The organism is Succinatimonas hippei YIT 12066, from assembly GCF_000188195.1.
In the GTDB taxonomy this organism is placed as follows: domain Bacteria; phylum Pseudomonadota; class Gammaproteobacteria; order Enterobacterales; family Succinivibrionaceae; genus Succinatimonas; species Succinatimonas hippei.
In genome coordinates, this window is sequence record NZ_GL831076.1 from 1 (window position 1) to 288 (window position 288).

The 288-nt window shown below is 38.9% G+C and carries 1 pseudogene; it reads left to right on the plus strand.

Features of this window, described 5'->3' with window-relative positions:
* Window positions 1–288: pseudogene (locus HMPREF9444_RS11155) on the plus strand (AAA family ATPase); the annotation flags it as partial.

Sequence of the window (288 nt, forward strand, 5' to 3'; positions counted from 1 at the left end):
AAGACAATGAATGGCATGTTTATAATCCGTGGTCAATTTTAAATTTCCTAAGTGAGCCGCAGCGGGGATTTAAGCCGTATTGGCTTGACACGGGAGGGGCCAAGCCGTCACTTTTAGTAAATTATTTAAATACTTTTATTGATAAAAAAGTAAAGAAGACCGAGCTTATAGACTATTTAAATCTTGAATTTACCAAGGTAACTTCCGTTGCCGAGCTGTCACCGAGCATCGTAAGTATTGAAGATGAGGATTTCCCGTTCTTTGCGATATTGTATCAGGCAGGATATT